This window comes from Kocuria sp. (genome assembly GCF_030530945.1).
GTDB lineage: Bacteria > Actinomycetota > Actinomycetes > Actinomycetales > Micrococcaceae > Kocuria.
Genome location: NZ_JAUMTZ010000002.1, coordinates 225,615 through 243,826, shown reverse-complemented (window position 1 = coordinate 243,826; position 18,212 = coordinate 225,615). Strand labels below are relative to the sequence as shown.

The window sequence follows — 18,212 nt, the reverse complement described above, 5'->3', positions numbered from 1 at the left end:
GTGGCAGCTTCACCCGAGCCACCGGCCCCGGCGATTCCCGTGGGGGCCTCGGTGCGCGTGAGCGTCCCGGCCTCCACGGGCAACGTGGGCCCGGGCTTCGACTCCCTGGGGCTCGCCCTGGAGCACCGGGACACCCTGGAGGCCACCCGCATCGAGCGTGGCCTCGAGTTCGAGCTCTCCGGGGAGGGCTCCGCGGACGTCCCCCGCACCGCGGATCACCTGGTGGTGCGTGCCATGCAGGCCGCGTTCGACGCCGCCGGCGCCGGGTCCCTGCCCCCGCTGCGGATCACCGCTCACAACGTGATCCCCCACGGCCGGGGCATGGGATCCTCCGCCTCCGCCGTGGTGGCGGGGGTGCTCGCGGCGAACGCCCTGCTGCCGGAGGCCTCCCGGCTGGACGCGGACGAGGTGCTGCAGGTCTGCTCCCGGCTGGAGGGCCACCCGGACAACGTGGCGCCCACGCTGCTGGGCGGGCTCACCGTGAGCTGGGAGGACGGCGGGCGCTTCCGCACCGTGCCCGTGGCCGTGCACCCGGACGTGGTGCCCGTGGTGGCCGTGCCGGACTTCGAGGTGGCCACCTCGGTGGCCCGCGGCCTGCTCCCCGACACGGTGGCCCACCACACCGCGGCGGTCAACGCCGGGCGGGCCGCGCTGCTCGTCGCGGCACTGGGGGAGCACCCGGAGCTGCTGCTCGACGCCACGTTCGACCTGCTCCACCAGCCGTACCGGGCCCAGGCCATGGCGCCCAGCTGGGAGCTCGTGACCCGGCTGCGCGGGCGGGGGCACGCCGCGCTCATCTCGGGGGCGGGACCCACGGTCCTCACTCTGGCGCGCGGCCAGGACGGCGCCCGCGCCGCCGCGGCCGCGGTCGAGGAGATCCTGGGGGAGGCGGCGTCGCCCGCCGGAACGTACCGCGGCGAACCGGTGCAGTGGCGCGTCCATGTCCTGCGGGTTCCCACCGAGGGTGCTAGGGTGGAAGCATCCACGCAATAGGCCCCGGGCTCGTCTCCGCCTGACGGACGGCGAAGCCCCGCAGTTGAGCCCCGTGCGCAGCTACCCACCGCAGGTGTTCGAAGGCGTCGCCTCTCTGCGATCCTCTCCCGTGTACCCCAGCCACCTCTGTGACGTGGCAGTTCCGGGCCCGCGGGGGAGTCGGGGGACTTCATTGCCGATGGCGCGTGCTCTTCGCGCGTCTTCCCGTGGCCCGCAGCGGCGGCCCACACCCACGTCGTAGGGCTGCTGGCGATCTGAATGCCGCAGCCCCCAGTCGAGTCAGAAGGAACCTTCGTGACAGAATCCACCGCCCCCGAACAGGGAACGGAAACCTCCCCCGCCCAGAGCACCGGGCTGTCCGGGCTGAAGCTCGCGCAGCTGCAGGCCCTGGCCGCGCAGCTCGGCATCACGGGCGCGCGCCGCATGCGCAAGTCCCTGCTGGTCGAGGCCATCCAGGCCCACCAGCGCGGTGGCGCCGTCGCCGAGCGCGACAAGGCCGTGGAGGAGAAGATCGAGCAGACCGCCCGCAAGGCCTCCCAGCGCCACACCTCGCCCTCCGACGACGACGCCGCGTCGCAGGGTGACAAGGAGTCCACCCCGCGCTCGGGCGAGGACTCCGCCGAGGGCGAGTCGGGTGAGCAGGGCGGCAGGCGTCAGAGCGGCTCGCGCCGCTCCCGCCGTGCCACCGCCTCCGGCAGCGGTGAGCGCCGCGGCGGCCAGTCCTCCGAGGACCGCGCCCAGAGCGACTCCGCACAGCAGGGTGGAGAGGACCACGGGGACGCCCAGCAGGGCGGCTCCGAGCAGTCCGACGAGTCCAAGGACGGCGGTGGTCGTGGCAACCGCGGCCGCGGCAACCGTGGCGGGAAGTCCGGGCAGCAGGAGCGCGAGAACTCCGGCCAGGGCGAGAAGTCCCGCGAGGACGGTTCCGGCGAGTCCGGCCGCGAGGACAAGCGCCAGGAGAAGTCCGAGGGCGGCCGGGGCCGCAACCAGCACGGCAAGGACCAGGACGGCCGGCGCGAGTCCAAGGACTCCCGCGACGGCAAGGACTCCCGCGACTCCAAGGACAGCGACGGCACCCAGGACGGCTCCGGACGCAACGACCGGCGCGAGCGCGGCAACCGCGGGAACAACGGCAACGACGGCGAGGGCGGCTCGCGCCGCAACCGCCGCAACCGCAACCGCAACGAGCGCGGGGACCGCAACGACCGGAACGAGCGCGGGGACCGCAACGAGCGCCGCAACCGCCGCAACCGCAGCAACGGCCCGGACGTGGACGACGTCGAGATCACCGAAGACGACGTCCTGCTGCCCGTGGCGGGCATTTTGGACGTGCTGGACAACTACGCCTTCGTGCGCACCTCCGGCTACCTCCCGGGCCCCTCGGACGTGTACGTGAGCCTGTCGCAGGTGAAGAAGAACAACCTGCGCAAGGGCGACGCCGTGGTGGGCGCCATCCGCGCCCCGCGCGAGGGAGAGCAGAACAACGCCTCCCGCCAGAAGTTCTCGGCCCTGGTGCAGCTGACCACGGTCAACGGGCGCAAGCCCGAGGAGAACAAGGAGCGGGTGGAGTTCAACAAGCTCGTGCCGCTGTACCCGCAGGAACGGCTGCGCCTGGAGACCGATCCCAAGAAGATCGGCCCCCGCGTGGTGGATCTCGTGGCGCCCATCGGCAAGGGTCAGCGCGGCCTGATCGTCTCCCCGCCGAAGGCCGGCAAGACGCTCATGCTGCAGTCGATCGCGAACGCGATCACCACCAACAACCCCGAGGTCCACCTCATGATGGTGCTCGTGGACGAGCGCCCCGAGGAGGTCACGGACATGCAGCGCACGGTGAAGGGCGAGGTCATCGCCTCGACCTTCGACCGTCCCGCGGACGACCACACCACCGTGGCGGAGCTCGCGATCGAGCGCGCCAAGCGCCTCGTGGAGATGGGCATGGACGTGGTGGTCCTCCTGGACTCCATGACCCGCCTGGGCCGCGCCTACAACCTCTCCGCCCCGGCCTCCGGCCGCATCCTCTCCGGTGGTGTGGACTCGGCGGCGCTGTACCCGCCCAAGAAGTTCTTCGGCGCCGCACGCAACATCGAGAACGGCGGCTCGCTCACCATCCTGGCCACCGCGCTGGTGGAGACCGGATCCAAGATGGACGAGGTCATCTTCGAGGAGTTCAAGGGCACCGGCAACATGGAGCTGCGGCTGTCCCGCCAGCTGGCGGACCGTCGGATCTTCCCGGCGGTGGACGTCAACTCCTCCGGCACGCGCCGCGAGGAGAACCTGCTGTCCTCCGAGGAGATCAAGATCATGTGGCGCCTGCGCCGCGTGCTCTCGGGCCTGGAGCAGCAGCAGGCGCTGGAGCTGCTCACCAGCAAGCTGCGGGACACCCAGTCCAACGCCGAGTTCCTGCTGCAGGTCCAGAAGACCACGCTGGCCGGCCACTAGGAACCCGCGGGCGCCGCACGGCGTCTCGCACCCGCCCGTCGAGAAGGAGACCACCCCATGTCCGATCCCGTTCAGCCGCTGCTGGACGAGCACGCCCAGCTGCAGCGCGAACTGGCGGATCCCGCCGTCCACGCGGACGCCGGGCGGGCCCGGAAACTGGGGAGGCGCTACTCCGAGCTCAACGGCATCGTGGAGGCGCACCGCCGCGTGGAGCGGCTCTCCGAGGACCTCGGGGCCGCGCGCGAGCTCGGGAGCATGGATCCCGAGCTCGCCGCGGAGGTCAAGCCCCTCGAGGAGGAGCTGGCGGCCGCGCGGGAGACCCTGCGCCGCAAGCTCGTCCCGCGGGACCCGGACGACGGCCGCAACGTGATCCTCGAGGTCAAGGCGGGGGAGGGCGGGGACGAGTCCGCGCTCTTCGCCGGGGACCTGCTGCGGATGTACATGCGGTTCGCGGAGCAGTCGGGTCTCAAGACCGAGATCCTCTCCGCCACACCCACGGAGCTCGGCGGCTACAAGGACGTCCAGCTCGCCGTGAAGGGCAGCTCCTCGGACCCGTCCGAGGGTGCGTGGGCGCGCTTCAAGTACGAGGGCGGGGTGCACCGCGTCCAGCGCGTTCCCGTCACGGAGTCCCAGGGCCGTGTGCACACCTCCGCGGCGGGGGTGCTCGTGTTCCCCGAGGTGGACGAGCCGGACGAGATCGACATCAACCAGAACGACCTCAAGATCGACGTCTACCGCTCCTCCGGGCCCGGTGGGCAGTCGGTCAACACCACGGACTCGGCGGTGCGCATCACCCACATGCCCACCGGGATCGTGGTGTCCATGCAGAACGAGAAGTCGCAGCTGCAGAACCGTGAGGCCGCCATGCGCGTGCTGCGCGCCCGGCTGCTCGCGCACCAGCAGGAGCAGATCGACGCGGAGAACGCGGCGGCCCGCAAGTCGCAGGTGCGCACGGTGGACCGCTCGGAGCGCATCCGCACGTACAACTACCCGGAGAACCGGATCGCGGACCACCGCACCGGCTACAAGGCCTACAACCTGGACCACGTGCTGGACGGTGCCCTGGAACCGGTGATCGCCTCCGCCGTGGAGCTGGACGAACGGCACCGGCTGGAGCAGCTGGGCCAGGACGCGGCGGAGCAGGGGTCCGCGGGCCGCAGGGGCTGACCCCGTGACGGACACACTCGCCAGGGCGCTCGCGTGGGGACGCACGGTCCTGCGCGACGCCGGCGTGGCCTCCCCGGATGCCGACGCCGCCCTGCTCGCCGCCCACGCGCTGGGTCTGTCCCGCGGAGAGGCCGAGGCGCGGGCCATCCTCGGAGCCCCGGAGCCCGAGGGCTACCGCGAGCTCGTGGAGCGGCGCGCACGGCGCGAGCCCCTGCAGCACATCACCGGCAGGGCGCCGTTCCGGCAGCTGGAGCTTGCCGTGGGCCCGGGAGTCTTCGTGCCCCGCCCCGAGACCGAGCTGCTCGTGCAGCTGGCCCTGGACCACGCGCGGGCGTGGCGTGCGAGCGGACGGGCCCACCCCGATGTCGTGGACCTGGGAACGGGCAGCGGCGCGATCGCCCTGGCCGTGGCCACGGAGGACCCGGCCTGCCGCGTGACCGCCGTGGAGCGGGAGCCCGCGGCCCTCGCCTGGACCCGCCACAACCTCGCCGGGTCACCGGTGCGGCTCCTGGAGTGCGACTACCGGGACGTCACGCCGCAGAACGCGGGTCGCTTCTGCGTGGTCGTGACCAACCCGCCCTACGTGCCTGAGAACGAGGTCCCCGAGGACCCCGAGGTGCGGGACTGGGATCCCGCCACGGCACTGTACGGCGGGGACGAGACCGGGATGCCCCTGCCGTGCGCGGCCATGGACACCGCCCGCCGCGTGCTGCTGCCGGGCGGGTCGTTCATCATGGAGCACGCGGAGTCACAGGTGGCGCCCGTGGCCCGTGCGCTGGCAGAGCGGGGCTTCCAGGACGTGACGGTCCACCAGGACCTCACGGGCCGGCCCCGAGCGACAACCGCACGGCTGCCGGGAGCGCTCACCTGAACCCGGGACCGCATCCACAGACCACGAGAGCAAGGAGCACCGCGTGAGTGAGATCATCCCCTGCGCCACGGAGCAGGACCTCGAGACCGCCGTGGCGCGCGCGGCCGATGTCGTGGCGGACGGCGAGTGCATCGTCCTGCCCACGGACACCGTGTACGGCATCGGGTGCGACGCGTTCTCCGCGCCCGGCGTCCAGACCCTGCTGGGCGCCAAGGGCCGCACGCGGGAGATGCCCCCGCCCGTCCTGATCGCCCGCCCCGAGGTCATGTCCGGTCTCGCGGACGAGGTCTCCGACGACGCCCGCGCCCTCGCGGAGGCGTTCTGGCCGGGTGCCCTCACCATCGTGTGCTGGGCCCAGCCCTCCCTCGGGTGGGACCTGGGGGAGACGCACGGCACCGTGGCCCTGCGGGTTCCGGACGACCGCGTCGCACGCGCGGTGCTGGAACGCGTGGGCCCCATGGCGGTGTCCTCCGCGAACCGCACGGGTCTGCCGGCGGCGGCCACCGCCCACCAGGCCCGGGAGATGCTCCAGGACCGGGTGGCGCTCTACCTCGACGACGGCCCTCGCCCCCCGGCGGACGCCCCCGCGGGTGTCCGCGACGCCGCCTCCACCATTGTGGACTGCACGGGGGAGACCCCGGTGGTGCTGCGTCACGGGGCCATCCCGCTGCAGCGGCTGCGGGAGGTCGTCCCGTCCGTCCACGGCGGAGCCCAGGACGACGACGCCGCCGGCGGCCCCGCGCCCGAGGGCGCCGCGGTTGCCCCCTCCGAGGCCGGTGCCGGTGGCACTGAACCGCATGCCGGCACCGTGGTGCCCTCCGCAGCCACGGCGGGTGCGGCGGCGACACGCCCGGCCGCGGGGCCCACGGAATCCGCGGAACCCGCTCGGCCCACGGGATCCACGGAGGCGCTGTCCGGGGTGACGTCGAGCGCGGCGGGCGAGTCGGCGGCGTCGACCACCGGGGAGCAGCCCTCGGACGAGGACCTGGTCGCGGCACTGGTGGGGGAGTCCACTCCTACCCCCGGCGCTCCCGTGGACCAGGGCAGGGACCGTGCACAGCACACGGAACCGCGCTGGGACGGCACGTCCGCCCTCGGCGTGGCCGAGGCACGACGGCTCGTGGCCGGGGACGACCTCGGCACCACCGCCTGACCGCTCGGCGGTCCCCACCGCGCACCGGAGCGCCGGTGCCATGACGACGGCGGGCCCGCCCCGTGACCACCGCGCACTGCGCGGGGGCATCCGGGGCGGGCCCGCCGTGGTGCGGAGCGGCCTGGGTCAGCGTCCCAGGGCGAGGTGCGCCTGGCGCAGCACCTCCTGGACGTGGGGCTCGGGCAGCACGCCGTTCTCGTGGGCCCAGCCGGGAACCTGGCGCTGCCCGAACCAGGTGACCTCCAGACGCCGGATGAGACCGGCGTAGCGGTGGCCCGCGGCGGCCGAAACCCCGCGCGCAGCGCTGATGGCCGCGCGGCAGAACCATGCGGGCAGGCGCAGCGGCTGGCGCCGACCGGCGTCGCGCAGCACGGAGGCGGTGGTGGCGCCCTCCCAGGGCTGCAGGATCACCGGGGGCAGGGGGCGGGGGAACTCGCCCACGGCCACGGTGAACTGGGCGAGCGCGGTCACGGACGTCACCGGCGTGGGCGCGGAGCCGTCCCCGGCGACCGAGCTCAGCGGCGAGGACGCGAAGCTGGCGAGCATCCGGGTGGTGCGGCGACCGCTGCCCATCACGGACGTGGCCCGGATGACGGTGAGCTCCGGGGCGCCGTCCTGGGCGCGCCACTCGGACTGCAGCCGGTACAGCGCCGACTCCCCGAGGGCCTTGGAGAAGGAGTAGGGGGAGAACGGGGCGGTGCGGATGGACTCGTCCAACACGGGTGCGTCCGCCTGCACCGAGGCGGAGCTCATGTGGATGACCCGGCGGACTCCCGTGCGGTGCGCCGCGAGCGCCACGAGCACGGGGAGCAGGGCGTTCGCCCCGGTGAGCGACTGCTGGTGCGTCTGGTCCGGCGCGGCCAGCCCGGCGGCGTTGACCACCGTGTGGGCGCCCGCGAAGGACTCCGCGAGGTAGTCGATCACCGACTCCAGCCGCTCGGCGTGCTCCATGAGGTGGTGGACGGTGGTGGCCGGGGAGGCCAGTCGCGGCGAGGCCACCGGTGTCACCGGGATGTCCCGGGACTGCAGGGCCGTGGTGATGGCGGAACCGATGAAGCCCGTGGCTCCGAGAACGCGCCAGCTGTGTGCCGTCACTGTGTGTCTCCTCCCGTGGTGGTTCGTCCATCGTAGGGTAGCGTCCCGCGCACTCCGCCCGGTGGGCGCGGCCCCGGCGGTCGTCCGGGGGAGGTTGGTACACTCCGGACGTTCCCCCGCCCTCGCCGTGCACCCGCCACGGTGGCACGCGTGGACGGGGAACCGCACCAGCACACCACCACTCGTCCCGGGGGGCGTCATGACGCAGACCAGCTCGCGCTCGACAGATCATGCTGGAGGGGCCGTGGGTGTGGCCTGCGTCACGCAGGACCGGCCCGAGGACGTCCTCACGCTCATCGCCGCGCTGCGCGGGCAGACCGAGCCCGTGGCCAGCCTCAGCCTCGTGGACGCCGGGCGCACCCCTCTGGACGAATCCCTCCTGCGGGAGCGGATCGGCGGGGCCTTCGAGCTGAACTACCGCCGCTCCCTGGCGAACCTGGGCGGGGCTGGCGGTTTCGCGCTGGCCATCCTCACCGCGCTCTCCACCGGCGCGGAGCAGGTGTGGCTCATGGACGACGACGCCCACCCCGAGGACCCCGACTGCCTGCGGGTGCTGCGCGAGGCCGCCCGGCAGCGCGGACTCGCGGTGGTGTCCCCCCTGATCGTGGCGCCCCAGGACCACGAGCTGCTGTCCTTCCCCTACCGGCTCGAGGGCGGGATCACCCACCGGCGCGCCGACCTGGAGCCCCTGGGGTTCCTGGAGTCCTACGCCAACTTCTTCAACGGGGCGCTCGTGGACGAGTCCGTGTTCTTCGTGGTGGGGCTGCCGGACCTGAAACTCTTCCTGCGCGGGGACGAGGTGGACTTCCTGGTCCGGCTGCGCCGCAGCGGCCTGCCGTTCGGCACCGTGACCACCACCGCGGTCTCCCACCCGCCGGGGTGGGAGGAGGAGCACGTGGTGGTCCCCGGCAGGCTCCAGGTGCTGATCCCTCCGGGGGAGTTCAAGCAGCGCCACTTCTTCCGCAACCGGGGGTACGTCTCGTGGCGCTACAAGCGGGTGGTGCAGCTGGGTGCGGACGCGATCGGCTACCCCGCCCACTACCTCAAGCAGCGTGACCTGCCCGGTCTGCGGCGCTGGCTGCGCCTCTACACGGACGGCATGCGCGGACGGGGCTTCGGTGGGCCTCGCTGAGCCGCTGGACCCCCGACGGCGCCCCGTCCCGTTCTCACTGCTCGTCCCCGTGTACCGCGGGGACACGCCCGGGCGGCTGCGCCGCGCCGTGGAGTCCAGCACGGTGGAGCAGACCCGCCCGCCGGCCGAGGTCGTGGTCGTGCGCGACGGCCCGGTGCCGTCGCCCGTGCAGGCCGAGCTGGACCGGCTCGTGGCCGAGTCCCCGGTGCCGGTGCGGCTCGTGGAGCTCCCCGAGAACGGCGGCCTGGCCCACGCCCTGCGCCTGGCCCTGCCCCGGTGCGCGCACGACGTCGTGGCCCGGGCGGACGCCGACGACGTCTCCTACCCCCGGCGCTTCGAGACACAGCTGCCGCTGCTCGAGGACGGCGCGGACGTGGTGGGTGCGGCCATGGACGAGATCGGCGACGACGAGACCCGCCCGATCGCGCGGCGGGAGGCCCCGGTGGGTGCGGCGCGGATCGCGGCGGTGAGCAGGCGCCGCAACCCGCTGTCCCACCCCACAGTGGTGCTGCGACGCAGCGCCGCGGATGCCGTGGGCGGCTACGAGGACGTTCCCATGGCCGAGGACTACTGGCTCTGGGCAAGGCTGCTCCACGCCGGAGCGGACGTGCGCAACGTGGCGGAGCCCCTGGTGGGCTACCGCGTCTCCGCCGGGTCCTACGAGCGCCGTGGCGGATACCGCGTGCTGCGCGCCGAGCTGCACCTGCAGTCCAGGCTCCGGGCGCTCGGGCACGTGGGGTTCCTACAATGGGTCGTGAACGTCGTGGTGCGCGGCGGCTACCGGTTCGTGCCCCTGCCGGTGCGAGAGACGGCGTACCGGCTCATGGTGGGCCACCGCAACGGCTGAGCCCCACCCCCGAAAGGACCCTTCCCCGATGCCCCATCCCGTGAGCACCACCCCCCGAGCGGACAAGCCGGTCGCGTGGCTGTGGATCCAGATGATCCTGGACTCCGTGGCGTGGATCGTGGCCCTGTGGGTGGCCGTGCTCCTGCGGTTCGAGCTCCACGTGGATCTCGTCTCCGTGGGCGGGGTGGTCGTCTCCTGCGTGGTGGCCGTGGTCCTCCAGCTGCTCGTGGGCTTCTCCTTCGCCCTCTACAAGGGCCGGTACTCCTTCGGCAGCTTCGACGAGGCCAAGCTGCTGGTGGTCGTCACGGTGATCGTGGCGGCCCTGCTCGAGAGCGTGCTGCTGGTGTTCGGGGTGAGGCTGTGGGTCCCGCGCTCCCTGGGCCTGATCGCGTTCCCGTTCGCGTGCCTGCTGATGGCCGCGTTCCGCTACCTGAAGCGGATGTACCAGGAGTCCACCGCCAAACCGGGGGACCAGGCCCAGCACGTGGTGGTGTTCGGCGCGGGGGCCCTGGGCACCTTCCTCGTCCACCGCATGATGCAGGACCCGGCCTCCGGGTTCCTGCCCGTGGCCCTGCTGGACGACGACCCCGCCAAGAAGCACCTGCGGATCTCCTCCGTGCCGGTCATGGGCACCCTGCACGACGCCGCCTCGGTGCTGGAGCACACGCGCGCCGGGGTGCTGATCGTGGCCGTCGCGGACGTTGACCCGCGCACCATGCAGCGCGTCTCGGACGCCGTGGCCGGAACGGGCACCCGCGTGATGACCGTCCCGCCGCTCACCGAGATGCTCACGGGCGCCCAGCAGAGCGTGGACCTGCGCGACGTGTCCATGGAGGACCTCATCGGCCGGCGCCCCGTGGACATCCACGTGGAGTCGATCGCCGGGTACGTGAGCGGCAGGAGGGTGCTCGTCACCGGGGCCGGGGGCTCGATCGGCTCCGAGCTGTGCCGCCAGCTCGTGGGCTTCGAGCCGGAGGAGCTCATCATGCTGGACCGGGACGAGTCCGGCCTGCAGGCCACCCAGATCTCCATCACCGGGCGCGGGCTCCTGGACGGCCGGGACACCGTGCTGTGCGACATCCGCGACGCGGACGCCCTCTCCGCCGTGTTCCGGGACCGCCGGCCCCAGGTGGTGTTCCACGCCGCGGCGCTCAAGCACGTCTCGCTGCTGGAGCAGTACCCGGACGAGGCGTGGAAGACGAACGTCCTGGGCTCCCTCAACGTGCTGAGCGCGGCCGCGGACGTGGACGTGGACGTGTTCGTGAACATCTCCACGGACAAGGCCGCGAACCCCACCACGGCGCTGGGCCACTCCAAGCGGGTGGCGGAGAAGCTGACCGCGTGGACGGGGGACCGCACGGGCAAGCGCTACGCCTCCGTGCGCTTCGGCAACGTGTTCGGCTCCCGCGGGTCCATGCTCCCGCTGTTCGCGGAGCAGATCCGCCAGGGCGGGCCCATCACGGTCACCCACCCGGACGCCACCCGCTACTTCATGACCATCCCCGAGGCCTGCCAGCTGGTGATCCAGGCCGGGGGCATCGCCCGCGGCGGGGAGGTGCTCATCCTGGACATGGGCGAGCCCGTGCGGATCCTGGACATCGCCCGGCGGCTGCGCGCCATGTCCGGGCGGGAGGACATCGAGATCGAGATCACAGGCCTGCGCCACGGCGAGAAGCTGCACGAGGACCTGATCGGCACGGGGGAGACGGACGAGCGGCCGTTCCACCCCAAGATCTCCCACGCGAGGGCCGAGCGCCTGGACCCCGCCAACCTGGACCGCCACGTGTGGAAGGTCCGCGGGGGGATGCTCTTCACGGGCTCCATCCCCACCGTCACCGTGAGCACCCAGCCCCGGATCACGGACTTCTCGGTGCCGCGCGCCGCGGAGTGCGCCGCGCCGTCGTCCGCGCCCGCGGAGACCGCACCCGGCCCCGAGAACCCCACGCCCCACGTCGAGAACCCCGCGCCGGACCATGCAGACCCGGAGGCCCGCCCGTGAGCATCCTGATGCCGCTCTCCGCCCCGCCGCTCGCCGCGCTGCCGGCTCTCGTTACGGGACCCGCCGCGCTCTCCGACGGCCAGGCGCTGCGCCAGGTGCTGCACCTGGCGCCCTGGACCCTCGTGCTCTCCTTCGTCCTCTCGCTCGTGCTCCCGTTCGTGGTGAAGCCGTGGCTCACTCGCTGGGGGATCATCGACATCCCCTCGGACAGGTCCTCCCACTCCCGCCCCGTGCTGCGCGGGATGGGTCTCGCCGTGGCGCTGTCGCTGCTGCTCAGCTACGGACTGGCGCTGCTGAGCGGGCTGATCCCCGTGGACCGCTCGATCGCGCTCGTGGTGCTCGCCATGATGGCGGGCAGCGCCGCCCTGGGGTGGGCGGAGGACTACCGCGGGGTGTCGATCGGGCTGCGGCTCGCCGTGCAGGCCCTCCTCGGGGCGCTCGGCACGGGAGCGCTCATCACGGTCCTGGGCATCCCGGCGTGGTGGTGGCCCGTGGGGGTCGTGGCCACGGTCGCGTACGTCAACATCGCCAACTTCATGGACGGCATCAACGGGATCTCGGGGCTGCACGGCGGCGTGGTGGGGCTGCTCTACGCCTGGGCCGGCGGCGTGAACGACATGCCGTGGCTGGTCTGCGCGGGGCTGGTGCTCGCGGGGGCCTTCCTGGGCTTCCTGCCCTGGAACCTGGGGCGCGGTACGGTCTTCCTGGGTGACGTGGGATCCTACGTCCTGGGCGGGTCCATCGCCGCGGTCGCGATCGGCGCATTCCTCTCCGGGGTGTACGTGGAGTACCTGCTGCCCCCGCTGCTGATCTACCTCGCGGACACCGCGGTCACCCTGGTGCTCCGCATCCGCCGTGGTGAGGTCTGGTACAAGCCGCACCGTCAGCACGTCTACCAGCGGCTCACGGACGCGGGTCTCTCGCACGTGGGGTCCTCCCTCGTGGTCACCCTCGCGACCCTGGTGGTCAGCGTGATCTCGCTCTACGGTCTGCGCGCGGACGGCACGGGATCCGTTCTGGCGGGTCTTGCGGTGGTGCTCGTGGTGGTGGCCTACCTCGCAGCACCCGCGCTGCTCGCCCGCGCCCGCTCCACGTCGCAGGGGTCCCGGCCGTGACCGCCGCGTCGAACCGCCCCGCGGCCGGGCGGCCGTCCGAGGTGACGCCGCACCCGGACGGGTCGCAGGTGGCTGCCGCGTCCGCCCCCGTCGGAGGGCAGCCCCCGGCACACGACGACGCCGCCCACCCCGGTCCCGCGTCCTACGGCCGGGGAGTGCGTGCGGCCTCCGCACTGGTCCTGCTCCTGGGTGCCGCAGGGATCGTGGTGGCCTACCTGGGCGGGGGAGGCCCCGGGCTGCGCTCCGTGTGCCTGGGCGCAGGACTGCTCGCCGTGAGCTCGGCCGCCTCGGCCCTGGTCTCCGCCCAGATGTTCCGTGTGGCCCCCGCCGCCACGGCTCCCGCGCTGGCTTTCCTGTACCTCGTGAAGGTCCTGGTGCTCGGGTGGCTGCTGCTGGTGCCGGGGGAACCAGCCTGGCTGGAACCCGCACCGTTCCTGTGCGCGGCGCTGGTGGTCCACGTGGTGGCCAGCGCGTGCTTCGTGGACCTCACCCGCAGGGTCTCCCGCCGTGAGGCCGCCCTGCTTCCGCCCCCGGCCCGGGAAGAGCCCGCGAACCCCAGTGGGGCACCCTCCCACCGGGAGGACGAGCCCGCCCACCACGCGGAGGAGACGCCGTGAACGAGCAGTCCGACACGCCCCGCCCCACCGGAGGCCGTGGGCGAGAGACCGTCACCGAGCGGCTCACCCGATCCGCGCGCAGGGAGTCCCTCTCCACCGCGGGGGAGCTCGTGGAGCAGGGCGGGCTGGCCGGAGGACTCGCCGTGCTCCTGTACGTCGTGGTCGGTGCGGCGTTTTGGAGTTTGATAGGCTGGGGCCTGGATCACCTCCTGGGAACCGCGTGGATCGTGATCGCGGGAGCAGTCTTCGGGGCGTCCGCCGGTGTCTACCTCGGCTACCTCCACATGAGGGACGCGTTGCACCGCGAGGATCCCCCGCAGAAGAGCCCGTCGGAGACAAGGAAGTCATCTGATCTGGGCGGCCAGCCCAGAGCGTGACCGGTCTGGACACCGCAGAAAGGACCCGTATTGAACCCCGCCCTGAGGATTCCGGCCGAATTCGTGGCCCCGTCCCCGGAAGATGCGCATCTTCCCCCGTTCTTCGAAGTGGGGTCCTTCGCTTTCGGCAAGCACTCGCTGCTGATCCTGCTGTCGGTGGTGCTCATCGCGGGTTTCTTCCTGTACGTGGTCCGGCGTCGCGCCATGGTCCCCTCCAAGGGCCAGTACCTGGGCGAGATGGGCTACGGCTTCGTCCGCAACAGCCTCGGCCGCGACATCATCGGGGAGAAGGACTTCCGTCCCTACGTCCCCCTGCTGTTCACCTTCTTCTTCTTCATCCTGGTGAACAACCTCTTCGGCTCCATCCCGGTGCTCCAGCTCCCCACGTTCTCCCACCCCGGCTCCGCCTACGTCCTGGCGGCCATCGCCTACGTGGTGTGGGTCGCGGCCGGCATCCGGCGCCACGGCTTCGGGCACTTCATGGCCAAGATGACCATGCCCCCTGGCGTCCCCAAGATCCTCTACATCATCCTGATCCCGCTCGAGTTCCTCTCGAACATGATCATCCGCCCCGTCACGCACGCGCTGCGTCTGTTCGCCACCATGTTCGCCGGTCACATGGCCATGATGGTTGCCGCGGCCCTCACGGCGTTCCTCGCCACGGAGGTGGGAGGCGTGCTCGGAATCGGCGGCTCGTTCTTCGGGATCGTCCTCGGGATCTTCATCTACTTCCTGGAGGTCCTGATCCAGGTCCTCCAGGCCTACATCTTCACCCTGCTGTTCGCCGTGTACGTTCAGGGTGCACTGCAGGAGGGGCACTAGCCCCACGAAGGAGCAGCGGCCCGCGGGCCGCTCTGACTGACCGACGTCCGTCCACGATTCACGTGACGGCCACCACGGCCCGCTCCGGCGGGCACCCAGAAAGGAAGCATCCCTCATGGAAGGTTCGCTCAGCGTCATTGGCTACGGTCTCGCTGCCATCGGCGGTGGCATCGGTGTGGGTCTCATCTTCGCGGCTTACATGCAGTCCGTGGCCCGCCAGCCCGAGTCCCAGCGCGTCCTGCAGCCCCTGCTTTTCATGGGCTTCGCCGTGGTCGAGGCCCTGGCCATCCTGGGTCTGGTCCTCGCGTTCATCAAGTAGGGCAACGCCCATCGCACACGTCCTAACTAGAGAACAGGAATCGCGCTCATGAACGCAATGGTGTCGGCAGCTGAGGAGGGTCAGAGCACCCTGCTCCCCGGTAACGCGGACATGCTGGTTACCGCCATCGGGTTCGTGATTCTGCTCTTCATCGCGATCAAGTACATCGTTCCGGCGTTCGAGAAGGTCTTTAAGGACCGGACCGAGGCCATCGAGGGTGGACTTGCCAAGGCCAAGGCCGCTCAGGCGGAGGCCAAGGCGGCTCGCGACGAGTACAACCAGCAGCTCGAGAGTGCCCGGCTGGAGGCCCAGAAGATCCGCGAGGAAGCCCGCTCCGAGGGCGAGAAGATCCTGGCGGACTTCAAGGACCGAGCCAACCTCGAGTCCGCTCGGATCACCGAGAACGCCCACAAGGCCATCGAGGCCGAGCGTGCGGCGGCCGTGGTGTCCCTGCGTGACGAGGTGGGCACCCTGGCAACGCAGCTCGCGTCCAAGATCGTCGGGGAGTCCCTGAACGACGACGACCGCGCCAACCGCGTGGTCGACCGCTTCCTGGTGGACCTGGACGCCGAGCAGGGCCGTACGGGAGCTGCACGGTAATGGCAGAAGCATCGAACGCAACCCACCGTCCGCTGTCCGTGGACGTGGACCAGTGGGCCGCGTCCGCGCGTCCCGAAATCACGCGGCAGTTGTTCCAGGTTCTGGACGTCGTGGACGAGAACGGCGCGCTGCGTCGGGCGCTCACGGACCCGTCCCGCTCTGCCGCGGACCGCGTCCGGCTCGTGCACTCGCTGCTCGACGGTCGGGCGGAGCCCACCGTCGTGGAGATTGTTGCGGAGCTCGCCTCCCGGCGCAGCGCCACCGAGCGTGAGCTGGGCGACGGGATCGAGCACTCGGCCGTGCAGGTCGCGGCGGTCTCCGCCGAGAACCGTGGCGGCGGCAACGCCCTTGAGGCGGTCGTGGACGATCTCATCCGGTTCAAGGCCATGCTCGACCGCTCCGCGGAAATCCAGCGGGCTTTCTCCGACTCCCGCGCGAGTGCGCAGGCCAAGATCGCTCTGGCCCGGCGGCTCATGCCCGGGGGATCCGAGGAGTCGGCGCTGCTGATCGAGCGGGCCGTGAGCGAACCGCGCGGCGCGCTGCCCGGGCGGTTGCTCGAGCACTTCGCCCAGTGGATCGCGGACCGCCAGCAGCGCTGGATCGCTCGCGTCTCATCCGCCCGCCCGCTGCGGGAGGACCAGCTCGCCAGGCTGCGGGACGGACTCAACCGCCTGTACGGCCGGGACCTCAAGCTCACCACCGAGACCGACCCGTCCCTCGTGGGCGGACTGCGGGTGCAGGTGGGGGAAGAGGTCATCGACGGCACCGTCACGCACCGGTTGGACCAGTTGCAGCAGCGGATCGGGGCCTGATCGTCCCGTGGAGCGGGCAGGCAGTGCCGGCGGCCGGAGTCACCGGGACAGACCATCCCCTCTGCGGATCGGACGCCCGGTCGCACGGCGGTGGGACCACGCACCGCGACAAGAACAAGCCTGGTCATTGCTCACGCGATGATCACACGACGTAGAGAGCAGGGACAGCAGATGGCCGATGTGACCATCAACGCCGATGAGGTCCGTAGCGCGCTGAACGATTTCGCAGCGTCCTACGACCCCGGCACCGTGGAACGAGTAGAGGTGGGGCGCGTGTCGTCCGCCGCGGACGGTATCGCCCATGTGGAGGGTCTGCCCTCCGTCATGGCCAACGAGTTGCTCAAGTTCGAGAACGGGGTGCTGGGCCTGGCCCTGAACCTCGACACCCGCGACATCGGCGTCGTGGTCCTCGGCGACTTCCAGGGCATCGAGGAGGGCCAGGAGGTCCACCGCACCGGCGAGGTGCTCTCCGTGCCCGTGGGCGAGGGCTACCTGGGCCGCGTGGTCGATCCCCTGGGCGAGCCCCTGGACGACCTCGGCCCCATCGCCACAGACGGCCGTCGCGAGCTGGAGCTGCAGGCTCCGGGCGTGACCATGCGCAAGTCGGTGCACGAGCCGCTGCAGACCGGCATCAAGGCGATCGACGCCATGATCCCGATCGGCCGCGGTCAGCGTCAGCTGATCATCGGCGACCGCCAGACCGGCAAGACCGCCATCGCCGTGGACGCCATCCTGAACCAGCGTGCCAACTGGGAGTCCGGAGACACGGACAAGCAGGTGCGCTGCATCTACGTGGCGGTGGGCCAGAAGGCTTCCACGATCGCCGCGGTGCGCCAGACCCTCGAGGACAACGGCGCGCTGGAGTACACCACCATCGTGGCGGCCCCGGCCTCGGAGTCCGCGGGCCTGAAGTACCTGGCGCCCTACTCCGGCTCGGCCATCGGCCAGCACTGGATGTACAACGGCAAGCACGTTCTGATCGTCTTCGACGACCTCTCCAAGCAGGCCGAGGCGTACCGCGCGGTCTCCCTGCTGCTGCGTCGCCCGCCGGGACGCGAGGCGTACCCCGGTGACGTCTTCTACCTGCACTCCCGTCTGCTCGAGCGCTGCGCCAAGCTCTCGGACGAGCTGGGTGCGGGGTCCATGACGGGTCTGCCGATCATCGAGACGAAGGCCAACGACGTCTCGGCGTTCATCCCGACCAACGTCATCTCCATCACCGACGGCCAGATCTTCCTGCAGTCGGACCTCTTCAACGCCAACCAGCGCCCGGCCGTGGACGTGGGCATCTCGGTGTCCCGCGTGGGTGGTGCGGCGCAGGTCAAGGCCATGAAGAAGGTCTCCGGCACGCTGAAGCTGGACCTCGCGTCCTACCGCTCCATGCAGGCGTTCGCCATGTTCGCCTCGGACCTGGACGCGGCCTCCCGCCAGCAGCTGACCCGCGGCGAGCGTCTCATGGAGCTGCTGAAGCAGCCCCAGTACACGCCGTACCCCGTGGCGGACCAGGTGGTCTCCATCTGGGCCGGCACCACCGGGCAGCTGGACGACGTCGAGGTCGCCAACGTCTCCGAGTTCGAGCGCGCGCTGCTGGACCAGGTGCGCCGGACCACCAACGTGATGGACTCGATCAACGCCACCGGCAAGCTCGAGGGCGACGCCGTGGACGCGCTGAAGACGGCCGTGGCCGAGGTCAAGCGCGACTTCCACGGTTCCAGGCACGGGATCGAACCCGGTGTCGAGGAGCACGAGGCCATGGGCGCGACCGCTGTGAACCAGGAAACGATCGTCAAGAAGTAGCCGTACAGGTGGTGCGCCGGTCACCGGCGCACCACTGCGGTGCCGAAAGGAAATTTC

The 18,212-nt window shown here is 71.6% G+C and carries 17 protein-coding genes; 16 read left to right on the top strand and 1 reads right to left on the bottom strand.

The genetic code is table 11. The annotated features are described in order from the left end of the window. The 5 genes from thrB to Q4A22_RS03520 all read left to right on the top strand — a co-directional run bounded on the left by thrB (nucleotide 1) and on the right by Q4A22_RS03520 (nucleotide 6,623). Complete coding sequence (gene thrB / locus Q4A22_RS03540) at nucleotides 1–993, top strand: homoserine kinase (RefSeq protein ID WP_303177267.1); 993 nt, start codon at nucleotides 1–3, stop codon at nucleotides 991–993. 294 nt (nucleotides 994–1,287) lie between these two features. Next, nucleotides 1,288–3,432, top strand: a complete 2,145-nt coding sequence (gene rho, locus Q4A22_RS03535; RefSeq protein ID WP_303177266.1) for a transcription termination factor Rho — start codon at nucleotides 1,288–1,290, stop codon at nucleotides 3,430–3,432. 57 nt (nucleotides 3,433–3,489) lie between these two features. Continuing rightward, nucleotides 3,490–4,599, top strand: coding sequence for a peptide chain release factor 1 (prfA, locus tag Q4A22_RS03530; RefSeq protein ID WP_303177264.1), 1,110 nt, complete (start codon nucleotides 3,490–3,492; stop codon nucleotides 4,597–4,599). A 4-nt stretch (nucleotides 4,600–4,603) separates the two neighbouring features. After that, nucleotides 4,604–5,470: a peptide chain release factor N(5)-glutamine methyltransferase gene (gene prmC / locus Q4A22_RS03525; protein WP_303177263.1), complete on the top strand. Its 867-nt coding sequence runs from the start codon at nucleotides 4,604–4,606 to the stop codon at nucleotides 5,468–5,470. Between the two features lie 43 nt (nucleotides 5,471–5,513). Continuing rightward, nucleotides 5,514–6,623, top strand: a complete 1,110-nt coding sequence (locus Q4A22_RS03520; RefSeq protein ID WP_303177261.1) for an L-threonylcarbamoyladenylate synthase — start codon at nucleotides 5,514–5,516, stop codon at nucleotides 6,621–6,623. A 126-nt stretch (nucleotides 6,624–6,749) separates the two neighbouring features. Here the strand turns inward: Q4A22_RS03520 and Q4A22_RS03515 are convergent, their stop codons facing one another. Then, nucleotides 6,750–7,718, bottom strand: a complete 969-nt coding sequence (locus Q4A22_RS03515) for an NAD(P)-dependent oxidoreductase (RefSeq protein WP_303177259.1) — start codon at nucleotides 7,716–7,718, stop codon at nucleotides 6,750–6,752. A gap of 199 nt (nucleotides 7,719–7,917) precedes the next feature. Here Q4A22_RS03515 and Q4A22_RS03510 point away from each other — a divergent pair, with 199 nt between their 5' ends. The 11 genes from Q4A22_RS03510 to atpA all read left to right on the top strand — a co-directional run bounded on the left by Q4A22_RS03510 (nucleotide 7,918) and on the right by atpA (nucleotide 18,155). Then, on the top strand, nucleotides 7,918–8,850 hold the full coding sequence (locus Q4A22_RS03510; protein WP_303177257.1) for a glycosyl transferase: 933 nt from the start codon (nucleotides 7,918–7,920) through the stop codon (nucleotides 8,848–8,850). After that, nucleotides 8,837–9,697, top strand: a complete 861-nt coding sequence (locus tag Q4A22_RS03505) for a glycosyltransferase (protein ID WP_303177256.1) — start codon at nucleotides 8,837–8,839, stop codon at nucleotides 9,695–9,697. The genes Q4A22_RS03510 and Q4A22_RS03505 overlap by 14 nt, the downstream gene beginning before the upstream one ends. A gap of 28 nt (nucleotides 9,698–9,725) precedes the next feature. Beyond that, complete coding sequence (locus tag Q4A22_RS03500; protein WP_303177255.1) at nucleotides 9,726–11,696, top strand: nucleoside-diphosphate sugar epimerase/dehydratase; 1,971 nt, start codon at nucleotides 9,726–9,728, stop codon at nucleotides 11,694–11,696. Continuing rightward, on the top strand, nucleotides 11,693–12,811 hold the full coding sequence (locus Q4A22_RS03495; RefSeq protein WP_303177254.1) for a glycosyltransferase family 4 protein: 1,119 nt from the start codon (nucleotides 11,693–11,695) through the stop codon (nucleotides 12,809–12,811). Before Q4A22_RS03500 ends, Q4A22_RS03495 begins: the two co-directional genes overlap by 4 nt. Continuing rightward, a complete protein-coding gene (locus Q4A22_RS03490) occupies nucleotides 12,808–13,428 on the top strand; it encodes a hypothetical protein (protein ID WP_303177253.1) in 621 nt (206 codons plus the stop codon). The genes Q4A22_RS03495 and Q4A22_RS03490 overlap by 4 nt, the downstream gene beginning before the upstream one ends. Beyond that, nucleotides 13,425–13,805, top strand: a complete 381-nt coding sequence (locus Q4A22_RS03485) for a LysE family transporter (RefSeq protein ID WP_303177251.1) — start codon at nucleotides 13,425–13,427, stop codon at nucleotides 13,803–13,805. The genes Q4A22_RS03490 and Q4A22_RS03485 overlap by 4 nt, the downstream gene beginning before the upstream one ends. Before the next feature lie 30 nt (nucleotides 13,806–13,835). After that, on the top strand, nucleotides 13,836–14,627 hold the full coding sequence (gene atpB, locus Q4A22_RS03480; protein WP_303177250.1) for a F0F1 ATP synthase subunit A: 792 nt from the start codon (nucleotides 13,836–13,838) through the stop codon (nucleotides 14,625–14,627). A gap of 115 nt (nucleotides 14,628–14,742) precedes the next feature. After that, nucleotides 14,743–14,946: an ATP synthase F0 subunit C gene (gene atpE, locus Q4A22_RS03475; RefSeq protein WP_110919715.1), complete on the top strand. Its 204-nt coding sequence runs from the start codon at nucleotides 14,743–14,745 to the stop codon at nucleotides 14,944–14,946. 48 nt (nucleotides 14,947–14,994) lie between these two features. Beyond that, nucleotides 14,995–15,546, top strand: coding sequence for a F0F1 ATP synthase subunit B (locus Q4A22_RS03470; RefSeq protein WP_303177248.1), 552 nt, complete (start codon nucleotides 14,995–14,997; stop codon nucleotides 15,544–15,546). Continuing rightward, nucleotides 15,546–16,358, top strand: coding sequence for a F0F1 ATP synthase subunit delta (locus Q4A22_RS03465; RefSeq protein ID WP_303177247.1), 813 nt, complete (start codon nucleotides 15,546–15,548; stop codon nucleotides 16,356–16,358). The genes Q4A22_RS03470 and Q4A22_RS03465 overlap by 1 nt, the downstream gene beginning before the upstream one ends. Before the next feature lie 171 nt (nucleotides 16,359–16,529). Beyond that, nucleotides 16,530–18,155 carry a F0F1 ATP synthase subunit alpha gene (gene atpA / locus Q4A22_RS03460; protein ID WP_303177246.1) on the top strand — a complete coding sequence of 542 codons (1,626 nt, stop codon included), beginning with the start codon at nucleotides 16,530–16,532 and terminating at the stop codon, nucleotides 18,153–18,155. The last annotated feature ends 57 nt before the right edge of the window (nucleotides 18,156–18,212 follow it).

Excerpts from the sequence above, each read along its gene's own strand:
- prfA (WP_303177264.1), top strand. The coding sequence starts at position 3,490 with ATGTCCGATCCCGTTCAGCCGCTGCTGGACGAGCACGCCCAGCTGCAG.
- Q4A22_RS03510 (WP_303177257.1), top strand. The coding sequence starts at position 7,918 with ATGACGCAGACCAGCTCGCGCTCGACAGATCATGCTGGAGGGGCCGTG.
- Q4A22_RS03500 (WP_303177255.1), top strand. The coding sequence starts at position 9,726 with ATGCCCCATCCCGTGAGCACCACCCCCCGAGCGGACAAGCCGGTCGCG.
- atpE (WP_110919715.1), top strand. The coding sequence starts at position 14,743 with ATGGAAGGTTCGCTCAGCGTCATTGGCTACGGTCTCGCTGCCATCGGC.
- Q4A22_RS03470 (WP_303177248.1), top strand. The coding sequence starts at position 14,995 with ATGAACGCAATGGTGTCGGCAGCTGAGGAGGGTCAGAGCACCCTGCTC.
- Q4A22_RS03465 (WP_303177247.1), top strand. The coding sequence starts at position 15,546 with ATGGCAGAAGCATCGAACGCAACCCACCGTCCGCTGTCCGTGGACGTG.
- atpA (WP_303177246.1), top strand. The coding sequence starts at position 16,530 with ATGGCCGATGTGACCATCAACGCCGATGAGGTCCGTAGCGCGCTGAAC.